The sequence below is a fragment of the Burkholderia sp. AU18528 genome (assembly GCF_002223215.2).
GTDB classification, from domain to species: domain Bacteria; phylum Pseudomonadota; class Gammaproteobacteria; order Burkholderiales; family Burkholderiaceae; genus Burkholderia; species Burkholderia semiarida.
The window spans coordinates 1010357-1024024 of sequence record NZ_NKFC02000004.1 but is presented as its reverse complement, the minus strand read 5'-3'; the positions used below and the strand labels follow the sequence as shown (position 1 = coordinate 1024024).

The following is a 13668-nucleotide window of genomic DNA, read 5'->3' as shown; positions in this document are numbered from 1 at the left end:
GATCCGCACGCTGGCGCGGATCATCATCTGTCGACCGACGCTCGTCGCGTCGGCATTTGAAAGGCGTCGATACCGTTGTTCAGGCGCTCGCGGCGCATTCCGGACGCTGACGCCATCCTCCCTGCTCTAACGATTCGAACATATAAAGCAGGTTGCGTGCCAAGCATCCAATCCACCTTCACCCCATTGATTCATAAGGATAATTTTTATATCGACGACAATGTGACACGTGTTCTGTCGCCGTAACGCGACGGATGTTACGTAACGTCACGAGGCAGGGCCGAACCACCCGAACGCGCGCCCGCGCCGGCGAGCGGCCATGAAAAAAGCCCGCCGAATGGCGGGCTTTTCAAGGGTGCGGGAAACGCCGGAATCAGCGAAGCTGATTCACGAGCAACCCCATGATCTGGCGAGCCGCCGACGACGTGTCGATCGCCCCCGAATCGTCGACGACCGCGACGCGCGTCTGATCGGCCGTGAGCGCCTTCACGTTGACGCGATACTGCTTCGCCTGCTTCTCCTTCTTGCCGTGGAACAGTTGGCTCCAGAAGCCCTGCTCGGCCGAGCTCAAATCCTTCGGATCGACATAGCGCACGAAATACAGGCCCTTCGAGCGATCGCGATCGTCGACCGTGAAGTTCGCGCGATCGAGCGCGAGACCGACGTGCAGCCACGATCGGTCGTACGGCTCGCCGAGCGTGACTTCGGACGGCACGGCTGCTTCCGCCGCGTCGTTGCCTTGCGCCGACGTGCGCGAGACGTTCTGCGCCGCAATCGCCGCGGCAGCCTTCGACGACGCGTCGGTATCCGCCTTCTTGTCCTTCGGTACCACGTTGTCCTTGATGTTCGCGATCGGAGCCTCGCCGTTCTTCGCGCGCTGCTCGTTCTGCGCGAGCACGGCCATCAACCGCTTCAGGTATTCCGTCTCGAGCGCCGGATCGTTCGGCTTCGGTTCCCATTTGCTCGAATCGTTGTTCGCGCCGGTGATCGCCTCGCGCATGCCCTTCTGGCTGATGAACACATAGGTGCCGCCGTTCGGCGCCGAATCGAGACGCGTGCGGTACTTGTTGCGCTCGGCCGTCACGTACGAATTGCCCATCGCCTTCGAGATCACGCTGCGGATCAGGCCGTCGTTGATCTGCGGATGGGTTTCGTTCCAGTCGGTTTCCATCACGCCCTTGTCGCGCTGGTCGACCACGAGCAGAAAGCCCTGCTCCTGCCAGAAACGGCGAACCTGCGGCCAGATCGCGGCCGGCTGCTTGCCGTCGATCACGAGCCAGCTTTCCGTGCCGTCGCGCTGGATATGCATGCCGGCCACGGCCGGCGCGACGGTGTCCAGCGCAGGCGCGGCCTGCTGGACCTGCTGGAGCGCGGACAGGGAAGTCGCGCCGCCCTGGGGCGGCAGCGAACGCTGATCGGCCGTCTCGTCGAGCATGTTGGGCGGCACTGCGAGCGACGCTTCCTTCGATTTCGAATCGCTCTTGTAGTCCACTTTCGTGGGCGACGACGTACCGCAACCGGCGACGAGCGCGCCGGTGGCGAGCACTGCAGCGAACCGCATGGTAAGACGAAGATCAGTCATGTTCGGGGAATCCTCTTCCGCTAAATCACGGCGCTTTCCGTGGATCAACCTTGCATTTTACCGGGGCCGCGCTGCGATGTGCAAAAAAGCGACGGCCAAGAAAAAACCCGCGTCAGCCTGAGCTGACGCGGGTTCTTGTCTGGTCGGGGCGAGAGGATTTGAACCTCCGACCACCTGCACCCCATGCAGGTACGCTACCAGGCTGCGCTACGCCCCGAAAGAAAAAAATTATAACAGACAGTTTCCCGATTTAGAACGGGTCGCATGCATTTTGTCCGTGTTCTCGTGAAATTTTTTGGCGCGATGGCGTCGACGCGAGCAATCTACGGCGCCGCCCCCGTCGCCGTCACCGCTTGCGCGCGACACAGATGACCGTCAGGCCGGCAACGCGATTGAAGCGGAACATCGGCAACTCGATGCGGCAGAGGGTCTTGAGCAAGCCGTTGACGAACGGATGATGACGACGCAATTGCGACGCGGGCTCGCGCGGATGCGAACGTGCCCGCGCGCCGAGCCGCAATGCGGCCGCGAGCGGAAACGTGAGGCCGAAATAATAGGCGCCGTGCTCGACGTCGAGCCCCGCACGCCGAACCACGTCCTCGAGGCCGCCGAGCGTATACCTGCGCTTGTGCTCGAGGAAATCGTCATGGCCGCTCCACAGGAACTGGAACGCGGGAACCGTGATCAGGAACCGGGTGCCGGCGGGCGCGCCCTTCACGTACTGCGTCAGCAGCCCGACATCGTCGTCAACATGTTCGAGCACGTCCATCAGCAACACGAGATCGGCATCGAATCGATCGACGGCGCGCCGAAAGTGGATCGGCTTGCCGGCCGCCTCGCCATCGCTGTCGTCGGCATAGCTCGTATCGACACACCATGCTTCTATCGCATGCGTGCGTTCGAGCAGATGCTTCGAGAAGAAGCCGGAACCCGCACCGACGTCGAGTATCCGGTTCGCGCCCGATGCGCCCAGAAACCGGCGAATGGCGCTCGCCTTCGACGCGTAGTACCAGTGATCGCCCACCCCCGCACCCAGTACGTCGACTTCCTTCAGGTCCATGGCGCTTCCCCGTGATGGCTGCCGTGTTGTGATGTCGAATCGGCCACTCGTCGGGATCTTACCTCGCCGTCGTGGTCTGTCGTATCCGTCGATGCCCGGACTCCCCGGCAACGCACATTCGCCCCCGATCGAAAAGGACGGTGACCGCCTGACGGCCAATCGCTACGGTGCGCTCATCCCGTCAAAGTCGCGCCGCCCAAGGCCGGCCGCAGGTTTTCGGGGCTCGCCCCGAAAGATGCCGATCCACCGCCGGAACAAACCAAACGAGCGTTTGATTCGGCGCCCCCTCCACGCCGATTCCATTGTCTGACAGTCGCTCGACGCGCCGCGGGCGATCGCCCGTTGTTTGGTGACGCCGCTCTAGCGCGCTATGACACACTGCACGGCATCGACGCTCGCGCCGGGCACTGGCGCGCCGCCGTCGATCAAGACAAGACATGGAGACAGACGATGCGGAATACGGTCCGGCGCGGCCATCGCTCGCCTTTGGCAATTTTCGACTGGTTTTCCGGCCGGCGACGCACGGCCGCCCCGCAGTCGCACACGACATCCCGCCTGTTCGGCTGCGGCGCGCTGGCGCTCGCGCTGCTCTGCGCGGGCTGCGCGGAATCCGCCGCGCAGCGCGACAGCAACACATCCATCGCATCCACGAAGATCGAACGCGCCAAGGCCGAGCGCCTCGCGCGCGAACGGCAGCTCGCGCGCACCGTGCCGTCGCTCGCGTCGATCAGCCTCACGCAGCCGCGCCCGTTCACGCTGCGCGACTCGGGCCAGAACGGCGCGATGACGTTCCTGCGCGACGTCGATTTCCGCGTCGTCAACAATCTCGGCTTCTTCATCCATCAGTTGTCGGCCACGCTCGTGCCGACGCAAGCCGGCGCGCCGATCGTATTCGACGATCCGACCAGCTTCGAGATCGACGTGCACGAAGGCACGGTCACGCTCGACAACGCGAAGCTGACCGCCCTCTTCAACACTTACATCTTCGGCTATCGCAACGCGCCGCTGCGCAAGCTCGCGGTGTCGGCCGGCGACGGCGTGATCCATCTGCAAGGCGAGATGCGGCGCGACGGCTGGGTACCGTTCTCGCTGACCGGCACGCTCGCGGTCCGCGACGGCAGCCAGCTCGTGTTCCACCCGACCGGCGTACGCGTGTCGGGCCTCGACGCGCAGCCGGTGATGCGCGCGGCCAACGTGAAAATGGCCGACCTGTTGAAGGTTCAGACACCGATCGCGCAACTCGCCGGCGACGATCTCGTGATGGCCGTCGACAAGCTGATGCCGCCGCCGCGCCTGAAACTCACGATCACCGCCGTGCGCGTGACGCCGGCCGGCCTCGACCTGAAGCTCGACGACGGCACGCATGCCGGCTTCGCGATGCCCGCGAACGCGCCGCAGCAGGCGATGGTCATCCGCGGCGGCGACGTGAAATTCATGCGCTCGATGCCGATGAACGCGGACATCCTGATCGGGCCGGTCGACCCGTCGAAACGCGACCAGACGTTCGTGTTCGACCTGTATCACTATCGCGACCAGGTATCGGCCGGCTACTTCAACTTCGACGAAAGCGGCGCGATGACGATCCGGATGCCTTCGTATACGGGCCCGGCCAGCGGCGCGGCGCTCGGCAACGCGGCCGCGCGCCTGAACGACAGTTTTCTCGCCGCGCAGCAGAATGCGCTGCGCGACGTGCGGCAGCACTGGGAAGCGTCCGCGCTCGCGGCGGACGCGATGCGGCCCGGCATGCAGAAGGTCGCGATGCGACGCACGTCGACGACGCCGTTCAACGAACGGTACGTATCGAACCGCAACCCGACGATCCATCTGCGCAACGTCGATTTCAACCTGTCCGGTGACATCGGCTTTCATGTCGACGATCTCGACGTGGAACTCGTGTCGAAGCGCCCGGGCGAACCCGTCGATCTCGACGACCCGAACCAGTACGACATCCGCATTCTCGGCGGCACGGTCGTCGAGTCGTGGAAGGCGATGTCGGCGCTGTTCAACGACTACCTGCTCGACTATTCGCCGCGCTCGCTGAACGACCTCCAACTGAGCGCGGACGGCCAGGACCTGCGCGTCCAGGGCGGCATCAAGCTGTGGAATCACGTACCGGGTGTCTGGCTGCCGACCGACATGAAGGGCTCGCTGACGGTGCTCGACGACCGGCATCTCGCCTTCACGCCGTCGCAGGTGTCGGTGCTCGGCATCCCGCAGGCCACGCTGCTGCGCTCGCTCGGCATCGAGCTCGCATCGCTGACGCCGTTGCGGCGACGCGGCGCGGAACTGCGCGGCGACACGCTCGTGCTCGACCAGTACACCGTGTTCCCGCCGCCCGTGCTGAACGGCAAGCTCGCCCAGGCCACCGTCGAGCGCGATGGACTGCGTCTCACGTTCCGGCGCGCGGCGGGCGCGCCCGTGCCGAAGCGGCCGCAGATCGACGCGCCGAGCTACATGTGGATGGAAGGCGGCGACATGAAGATGTTCAACGTCCTCGAACTGAACGTGCGCGCGCTGATCCGGAATTCGGCCGAGGCCGGGCCGATGCGGTTCGACCTGTACGACTATCGCAGCCAGGTCGCGCAGGGCTCGGTGCGGATGCTGCCGGACGGCACGCTGGTCGTCGACATCGGACAGAAGAATCCGCTTGCGTCGCGCTGATCCGCAAGCAAGCACGGCCCGCATGAAAAAAGCCCGGTGGCAGATCGCCAACCGGGCTTTCCAATGCATCCTGCGCGGCGCGCACTCAGTCGTGTTTCAGTCCGTCGATCACGTCGAGCAACGCCTGCCGCAACGCGATGACGTCGACGTTTTCGCCGGGCTTGCCCGCCCCACGCGCATCGTTTGCCTGCGCGTCGGAGTCGACCGGCTCCGCCGCGGCCCGCTCGCTGCCCGGCGAATCGAGCCGGTTGCGCGCGCCGTTGATCGTGAAGCCCTGCTCGTACAGCAACTCGCGAATCCGCCGGATCAGCAGCACCTCGTGATGCTGGTAATACCGCCGGTTGCCGCGCCGCTTCACCGGCCGCAACTGAGTGAATTCCTGTTCCCAGTAACGCAGCACATGTGGCTTGACCCCGCACAGCTCGCTGACTTCGCCGATCGTGAAGTAGCGCTTCGCGGGAATCGGAGGCAAAACGACTTTCTCAACCGTGGTGGTCATCGTCGGTTAACCGTCGGTAAGGGATGCGCGGGGCCGCGCAGGGGCGCCGGCGCGTGTTACTCCGCGCCGTTTTCGACCAGCGCCTTCAGTTTCTGGCTCGCGTGGAAGGTTACCACCCGGCGGGCCGCGATCGGAATCGCCTCGCCCGTCTTCGGATTGCGGCCCGGACGCTGCGGCTTGTCGCGCAACTGGAAATTGCCGAACCCCGACAGCTTGACGCTTTCACCGTTTTCGAGCGCGTCGCGGATCACTTCGAAAAACGCCTCGACCATGTCCTTCGCTTCACGCTTGTTCAGCCCGACGCTGTCGAACAACAGCTCCGCCAGTTCCGCCTTCGTCAGCGTCGGCGTCTCGGTGGACGCCGGCGCCGACGCGTCGCGGTTCATCGCGCTGCGTTGCGCCGTCAGGAGGGCTTCGAATTCACTCGAGGTCATGTCGTTCATATCTGCCATACAGCGCGTTGAATCAAAACTTACGATGGAAAAAAGCCGCCCGTGAAAGGGCGGGCCCTCTCCTTAGCCGCGCAGACGCGCACCGGCATGCGCCATCCGCTCGACCAGCGTCTGGATCGCCTGCTCGACGACCTCGTCCTGCAGCGTGCCAGCCGCGTCCTGCAGCGTCACGCGGAAGGCAAGGCTCTTCTCGTTCGCGGCAAGGCCACCGGAAGTATTTGATTTTGCACGAAATTCGTCGAAGAGTACAACCTTCTGAACGAATCGGCAGGCGTCTTCCGCAAGCGCCTTCTTCATTTCGTCGAAAAGGGCCTGTACCTCGACCGCCTGATCGACGACAACGGCGATATCGCGACGGACCGGCGGGAATTTCGACACGTCGGTCGGCGCGGGCAGCGCACGTGCGATCAGCGCGTCCGCGTCGATCTCGAACATCACCGGCGCGTGCGGCAGCTCGTACTTCTGCATCAGACGCGGATGCAGTTCGCCGATCCAGCCGACCGCGCGGCCGTCGACCTCGATGCGTGCGCTGCGGCCCGGATGAAGGGCCGGATGCTCGGCCTTCACGAAGCGTGCCACCGCCGGCGCGAGCAGCGCTTCGAGATCGCCCTTCACGTCGAAGAAATCGACCGCGCGGGTCGCCACGCCCCACTGCTCGTCGAGTGCCGGACCGTACGCAAGCGCACCGACGCGCTTCGGCTGCGCATGACCCTCGACCGCCAGCTCGCCGGCCTTCACCGACGGATCGGCGACGAACACGCGGCCCGACTCGAACACGCGCACGCGATCGGCGCGCCGGTTCAGGTTGTGGCGCAGCACGGCGATCAGGCTGCCGAACAGCGTCGTGCGCATCACCGAAAGCTGGCTCGCGATCGGATTCAGCAGACGAATCGGGTTGTCGTTGACCGCGAAATCGCGCTCCCACTCCGCATCGACGAAGCTGAAGTTGACGGTTTCCGCGTAGTCGCGCGCGGCCAGCGCGTGACGGATGTCGTGGATCGAACGCCGCGTCTCGTGGGTCGCGCGCATTTCGCTCGTCGCGACCGGCGGCCGCGCGGGGATCTTCTCGAAGCCGTAGATGCGCGCCACTTCCTCGATCAGGTCTTCCTCGATCTCGATGTCGAAGCGGTGCGACGGCGGCGTGACGAGGAACGCGTCGTCTTCACGCTCGAACGGCAGGCCGAGGCGCGTGAAGATGTTCGCGATCTCGTCGGCGCCGATCTTCACGCCGATGATGCGATTCGCGCGCGACACGCGCATCTTCACCGGCGCGCGCTGCGGCAGGTTCACCGCCTGATCGTCGACCGGGCCGGCCTTGCCGCCGCAGATCTCGAGGATCAGTTGCGTGATGCGCTCGACGTGTTCGACGGTCGTCGCGTAATCGACGCCGCGCTCGAAGCGATGGGCCGCATCGGTCGAGAAGTTGTACTTGCGCGCGCGGCCGCGGATGCTGTCCGGCCACCAGAACGCGGCTTCCAGGTAGATGTTGGTCGTATCGAGCGTGACGGCCGTGCTGTCGCCGCCCATGATGCCGGCCAGGCTTTCGACCTGACGGTCGTCCGCAATCACGCCGACCGTTTCGTCGAGTTCGACCGTGTTGCCGTTGAGCAGCTTCAGCGATTCGCCGCGCTTGCCCCAGCGAACCTCGATGCCGCCGTGGATCTTGTCGAGATCGAACACGTGCGACGGGCGGCCGAGCTCGAACATCACGTAGTTCGAAATGTCGACGAGCGCGGACACGCTGCGCTGGCCCGAACGCTCGAGGCGCTCCACCATCCACTGCGGCGTCTTCGCGCGCGCGTTCACGCCGCGGATCACGCGGCCCGAAAAACGGCCGCACAGATCCGGCGCGGCGATGCGCACCGGCAGCGTTTCGTCGAGCTCGACGTTCACCTGGCGGATGTCGACCGGCGTCAGCGGCGCGCCGGTGATCGCGGCCGTCTCGCGCGCGATGCCGAATACCGACAGGCAGTCGGCCTTGTTCGGCGTCAGCTTGATTTCGAAGATCGTGTCGTCGAGATTGAGGGTCTCGCGGATGTCCTGGCCGATCGGCGTGTCTTCCGGCAGGATCAGCAGCCCGCTGTGGTCTTCCGACAGCTTCAGCTCGCGCGCCGAGCACAGCATCCCCTGGCTCTCCACGCCGCGCAGCTTCGACAGCTTGATCGCGAACGGCTTGCCACCCTCTTCCGCCGGCGGCAGTTCCGCGCCCACCAGCGCGACCGGCACCTTGATGCCGGGCGCCACGTTCGGCGCGCCGCAGACGATGTTCAGCGTCGCGCCGGTGCCGGCGTCGACCTGGCAGACATTGAGCTTGTCCGCATCCGGATGCTTGACGACTTCGAGCACGCGGCCGACGACGATCTTCGACGTCGGCGGTGCCGCCTTGCTCAGCGATTCGACTTCGAGCCCCGCCATCGTCAGCGCGTGCGACAGCTCGTCGGTCGTCAGCTGCGGGTCGACAAAGGTTCTCAACCAGGATTCAGGGAATTGCATGGATGTCTACGTTCGAAACAGGTTAGATCGGCGCCCGGGCCCCGTCGGACACATCCGGCGGGGGCATGCACGGGCACATGTCGGCGCGGCGAGCAGCGTTACGCGAACTGGCGCAGGAAACGCAGATCGTTCTCGAAGAACAGCCGCAGATCCTGCACGCCGTAGCGCAGCATCGTCAGGCGCTCGAGGCCGCTGCCGAACGCGAAACCGATGTAGCGCTCGGGGTCGAGGCCCATGTTGCGGATCACGGTCGGATGCACCTGGCCCGAGCCGGAAATTTCGAGCCACTTGCCGGCGTTCTTGCCTTGCTCGAACATCATGTCGATCTCGGCCGACGGTTCCGTGAACGGGAAATACGACGGACGGAAGCGCACGAGGATGTCGTCGCGCTCGAAGAATTTTTTCAGGAAGTCGGTATAAACGCCCTTGAGATCGGCGAAGCTGATGTTTTCGTCGATCCACAGCCCCTCGACCTGATTGAACATCGGCGAGTGGGTCGCATCGCTGTCGACGCGATACGTGCGGCCCGGCGCGATCACCTTGATCGGCGGACGGTTCATGCGCGCATAACGCACCTGCATCGGGCTCGTGTGCGTGCGCAGCAGCAGCTGGCGGCCGTCGGCATCCTTGCCTTCGACGTAGAAGGTGTCCTGCATCGAACGCGCCGGATGGTTCTCCGGGCTGTTCAGCGACGTGAAGTTGTACCAGTCGGTCTCGATTTCGGGGCCGTCGGCCACGTCGAAACCGATCGAGCCGAAAATCCGTTCGACCCGCTCCCACGTGCGCATCACCGGGTGCAGGCTGCCTGTGCCGGCGCCGCGGCCCGGCAGCGTCACGTCGATCGCTTCGGCGGTGAGGCGCTGATTCAGCAGCGCGTCGGCCAGTGCCTGGCGACGGGCGGTGAGCGCGGCTTCAACCTGCTGCTTCGCGACGTTGATGCGTGCGCCTTCGGTCTTGCGTGTTTCGGGATCGAGCTTGCCGAGGCCCTTGAGCAACTCGGTCAGCGCACCCGATTTACCGAGAAATCGAGCTTTCTCGTTTTCGAGCGTGGTGATGTCGGCAGCCTGTTCGAAGGACTGCTGCGCGTCGGCGACAATCTGGTCCAGATCCATAGATCCCATCATTTCCAACGTCATTCGGTCTTGGCGAGAAAATCTACCCACCAAACAAAAAAGGGGCTCGGAAGAGCCCCGTTTTCGCTGCAGCGGCCGAGACTACCGGAACCTCGCTGCAACTAACCACGCAGTGCTAATTTCGCAATTAGGCTGCAACGGCGGCTTTCACCTGCTTGACGATCGCAGCAAAAGCAGCCTTGTCGAACACCGCCATGTCGGCCAGCACCTTACGGTCGAGTTCGATCGACGCCTTCTTCAGGCCGTTGATGAACACGCTGTAGGTCATGTCGTGCTGGCGAACTGCCGCGTTGATACGCGTGATCCACAGTGCGCGGAACACACGCTTCTTGTTGCGGCGATCGCGGTACGCGTACTGACCAGCGCGCATCACCGCCTGCTTGGCGATGCGGTAGACGTTATTGCGACGGCCGCGATAACCCTTGGCCAGGTTGATGATCTTTTTGTGGCGGGCCCGTGCGGTTACCCCACGTTTGACTCGAGGCATGTTTCTCTCCTTGGAGTATCAGTTGAGGGGTTACGCGAACGGGAGCATCGCGCGGACGGAGTTCAGATCGGAATCGTGAACTGCCGTTGCGCCGCGCAGATGGCGCTTGTTCTTCGTGGTTTTCTTGGTCAGGATGTGGCGCTTGAAGGCTTGACCGCGCTTGACGGTACCGCCCGGACGCACCACGAAGCGCTTTGCAGCGCTCTTCTTGGTCTTCATCTTAGGCATGACGAACAACTCCAGTTTATTAGATGGCGATGGGTGTGCGGTTGGCTTGCGCCCTTGACCCGCCCTTCGAAACCCAGTCCACTTGTGTACGGCGAACCGCTTGCGCAGCCGCCGTCGTTGCTGGCGCGCCGCCCTGACCGGGCAACGCGCCGAACCACTGTCGAACCTGCGCGCGATGCGCGCGGGCCCGTTACTTCTTTTTCTTCGGCGAGAGCACCATGATCATCTGGCGCCCTTCCATCTTCGGCATCTGCTCGACCTGGCCGACTTCGTCGAGATCCGTGCGCAGACGCTCGAGCATCCGCATACCGATTTCCTGGTGAGCCATTTCGCGGCCGCGGAAACGCAACGTGATCTTCGTCTTGTCGCCCTCTTCGAGGAAGCGCACGAGATTGCGGAGCTTGACGTTGTAATCCCCGTCATCGGTACCCGGACGGAACTTGACTTCCTTGACCTGGATGACCTTCTGCTTCAGCTTCGCTTCGTGCTGCTTCTTCGATTCCTGGTACTTGAACTTGCCGTAATCCATCAGACGGCAAACCGGCGGCACCGCTTGCGGCGCGATTTCCACCAGGTCAACATCCAGTTCTTCCGATTTACGGAAAGCGTCAGCGAGTTTTACGATACCGAGCGGTTCATTCTCGATCCCGACCAGGCGCACTTCCGGCGCAGTGATTTCACCGTTGATGCGGTGCGACGACTTATCAGTAGCGATGTTACGTTTCCTCTAAAAATTAAAAAAACGAGCCGCGCTGCCAGGGCGGTTACTTGAACGAGCGCAGGTCTTCCTGCAGACGCTCAACGAAGGCTTCGACCGGCATAACGCCAAGGTCGACGCCGCCACGGGCACGCACGGCTACCGTTTGCGCATCACGCTCCTTATCGCCCACGACGAGGAGATAAGGCACCTTTTCCAGCGTGTGCTCGCGTATTTTATAGCTAATCTTCTCGTTGCGCAAATCGGCCGCCACTCTAACCCCTTGTTTTTGCAACGATTGGGCCAGAGACTGCGCATATTCGGCCTGACTTTCGGCGATATTGAGCACAATTGCCTGGTACGGCGCGAGCCAAACCGGCATTGCACCAGCATGGTGCTCGATCAAAATGCCAAGGAAACGCTCCATCGAACCGACGATCGCACGGTGCAGCATCACCGGCCGGCGGCGGCTGTTGTCTTCCGCCACGTACTCGGCGCCCAGGCGCTCCGGCAGCACCATGTCGAGCTGCAGCGTGCCGCACTGCCACGAACGGCCGAGCGCATCCTTGATGTGGTACTCGATCTTCGGGCCGTAGAACGCACCCTCGCCCGGCAACTCTTCCCACGTGAGGCCACAGGCGGTCAGTGCATCGCGCAGACCCTGCTCGGCGCGATCCCACGTCTCGTCCGTACCCGCACGCTGATCGGGGCGCAGCGACAGCTTGATGTCGATGTGATCGAAACCGAAATCCTTGTACACGCTCATGGCCAGCGTGTTGAACGCGATCGATTCCGAGATGAACTGGTCTTCCGTGCAGAAGATGTGCGCATCGTCCTGCACGAAGCCGCGCACGCGCATCAGGCCGTGCAGCGCACCCGACGCCTCGTTGCGGTGGCACGAGCCGAATTCCGCGTAGCGCAGCGGGAGATCGCGGTACGAACGCAGGCCGTGCTTGAACACCTGGACGTGGCCCGGGCAGTTCATCGGCTTGATCGCGTAGTCGCGCTTCTCCGACTCCGTCGTGAACATGTTCTCGCGATAGTTCTGCCAGTGGCCCGACGCTTCCCACAGCGAGCGGTCCATGATCATCGGCGTCTTGATCTCGAGATAGCCGGCTTCGTTGACGCGGCGGCGCATGTACTGCTCGACCTGCTGCCACAGCGCCCAGCCCTTCGGATGCCAGAACACCATGCCCGGCGACTCTTCCTGCATGTGGAACAGGTCGAGCTGCTTGCCCAGCTTGCGGTGGTCGCGCTTTTCCGCTTCCTCGAGCATGTGCAGGTACTGGTCCTGGTCTTCCTTCTTCGTCCAGGCCGTGCCGTAGATCCGCTGCAGCTGCTCGTTCTTCGAATCGCCGCGCCAGTACGCGCCGGCGACCTTCATCAGCTTGAAGACCTTCAGCTTGCCGGTGGACGGCACGTGCGGGCCGCGACACAGATCGGTGAAGCCGCCGTGCGAGTACAGCTTGATTTCGTCGCTTTGCGGAATCGATTCGATGATCTCGGCCTTGTACTTCTCGCCAATGCTGCGGAAGTAACCGGCCGCCTCGTCGCGCGACACGACACGGCGCGTGACCGGCTCGTCCTTCTTCGCGAGTTCCTGCATGCGCTTTTCGATCTTTTCCAGATCTTCCGGCGTAAACGGGCGGTTGTACGAGAAGTCGTAATAGAAACCGTTGTCGATCACCGGGCCGATCGTCACTTGCGCGTCCGGATACAGTTCCTTCACCGCATACGCGAGCAAGTGGGCGGTCGAATGGCGGATGATGTCGAGGCCGTCGGCATCCTTGTCGGTGACGATCGCGAGCGACGCGTCGCGGTCGATCACCGTCGACGTATCCACGAGCTCGCCATCGAGCTTGCCACCAAGCGCAGCCTTCGCAAGACCGGGACCGATCGAGGCCGCAACCTCGGCGACTGTCACCGGATGCTCGTATTGTCGAACTGAGCCGTCAGGCAAGCGTATCGAAACCATAGCACTCTCCGTGATGCCGACAGTGGGCGGCAGACCAGGTACGCGAGATCGAACTCACGCATGAAAATTTCGCGACAAAAAAAATGCGGCCCCGCTTTCGAGGGGCCGCATTCGATACTTCACTCAAACTGAAAGGGCGAAAACGTTCCTCGACTAGCGTCGCTCCGAAGTGGTTTCGGTCAACGTTCGCGGTGTCATAACCGTATTCGCCTTGTTCGCGTTGAGTTGTGTACTGCTTCGAACACCCGGAGGCCGGGCATTCTCAATTCGTTGGTAGGCTCGATTGGACTCGAACCAACGACCCCCACCATGTCAAGGTGGTGCTCTAACCAGCTGAGCTACGAGCCTAGAGAAGCTGAGATTATATGGGGCGGCGGCCGGCTTGGCAAGTGTTTTATGCG

At 63.4% G+C, this 13668-nt stretch carries 11 protein-coding genes and 2 tRNA genes; 1 reads left to right on the top strand and 12 read right to left on the bottom strand.

What is annotated here, in order from left to right; translation table 11 throughout:
- Positions 1–373: 373 nt before the first annotated feature.
- The 3 genes from bamC to CFB52_RS07485 all read right to left on the bottom strand — a co-directional run bounded on the left by bamC (position 374) and on the right by CFB52_RS07485 (position 2642).
- Positions 374–1582, bottom strand: a complete 1209-nt coding sequence (gene bamC, locus CFB52_RS07495; RefSeq protein WP_059575791.1) for an outer membrane protein assembly factor BamC — start codon at positions 1580–1582, stop codon at positions 374–376.
- 140 nt (positions 1583–1722) lie between these two features.
- Positions 1723–1799 (bottom strand) — tRNA-Pro (locus CFB52_RS07490).
- Positions 1800–1928: 129 nt separating this feature from the next.
- Positions 1929–2642 carry a bifunctional 2-polyprenyl-6-hydroxyphenol methylase/3-demethylubiquinol 3-O-methyltransferase UbiG gene (locus tag CFB52_RS07485; RefSeq protein WP_099316346.1) on the bottom strand — a complete coding sequence of 238 codons (714 nt, stop codon included), beginning with the start codon at positions 2640–2642 and terminating at the stop codon, positions 1929–1931.
- A gap of 450 nt (positions 2643–3092) precedes the next feature.
- Here CFB52_RS07485 and CFB52_RS07480 point away from each other — a divergent pair, with 450 nt between their 5' ends.
- Positions 3093–5303, top strand: coding sequence for a hypothetical protein (locus tag CFB52_RS07480; RefSeq protein ID WP_099316345.1), 2211 nt, complete (start codon positions 3093–3095; stop codon positions 5301–5303).
- 85 nt (positions 5304–5388) lie between these two features.
- On the opposite strand, the gene CFB52_RS07475 is transcribed toward CFB52_RS07480, so the two are convergent.
- From CFB52_RS07475 to CFB52_RS07430, 9 genes are all read right to left on the bottom strand, one after another.
- Positions 5389–5802, bottom strand: a complete 414-nt coding sequence (locus CFB52_RS07475) for a MerR family transcriptional regulator (RefSeq protein ID WP_060318240.1) — start codon at positions 5800–5802, stop codon at positions 5389–5391.
- Between the two features lie 56 nt (positions 5803–5858).
- The gene (locus CFB52_RS07470) at positions 5859–6245 is read right to left on the bottom strand and encodes an integration host factor subunit alpha (protein WP_006486093.1); all 387 of its coding nucleotides are present in this window, start codon (positions 6243–6245) and stop codon (positions 5859–5861) included.
- Between the two features lie 72 nt (positions 6246–6317).
- Complete coding sequence (gene pheT / locus CFB52_RS07465; protein ID WP_099316344.1) at positions 6318–8747, bottom strand: phenylalanine--tRNA ligase subunit beta; 2430 nt, start codon at positions 8745–8747, stop codon at positions 6318–6320.
- A gap of 98 nt (positions 8748–8845) precedes the next feature.
- Positions 8846–9859 (bottom strand): phenylalanine--tRNA ligase subunit alpha, encoded by a 1014-nt coding sequence (gene pheS / locus CFB52_RS07460; protein WP_180278204.1) that lies wholly within the window; start codon positions 9857–9859, stop codon positions 8846–8848.
- Between the two features lie 148 nt (positions 9860–10007).
- Entirely contained in the window at positions 10008–10367 is a 360-nt protein-coding gene (gene rplT / locus CFB52_RS07455; RefSeq protein WP_004192938.1) for a 50S ribosomal protein L20, read from the bottom strand.
- Between the two features lie 30 nt (positions 10368–10397).
- Complete coding sequence (gene rpmI / locus CFB52_RS07450; protein ID WP_004191477.1) at positions 10398–10595, bottom strand: 50S ribosomal protein L35; 198 nt, start codon at positions 10593–10595, stop codon at positions 10398–10400.
- Between the two features lie 190 nt (positions 10596–10785).
- Positions 10786–11310 (bottom strand): translation initiation factor IF-3, encoded by a 525-nt coding sequence (gene infC, locus CFB52_RS07445; protein ID WP_081066449.1) that lies wholly within the window; start codon positions 11308–11310, stop codon positions 10786–10788.
- Between the two features lie 49 nt (positions 11311–11359).
- Complete coding sequence (gene thrS, locus CFB52_RS07440; RefSeq protein ID WP_006486105.1) at positions 11360–13267, bottom strand: threonine--tRNA ligase; 1908 nt, start codon at positions 13265–13267, stop codon at positions 11360–11362.
- Between the two features lie 271 nt (positions 13268–13538).
- Positions 13539–13615, bottom strand: a tRNA-Val gene (locus CFB52_RS07430).
- Positions 13616–13668 lie beyond the last annotated feature (53 nt).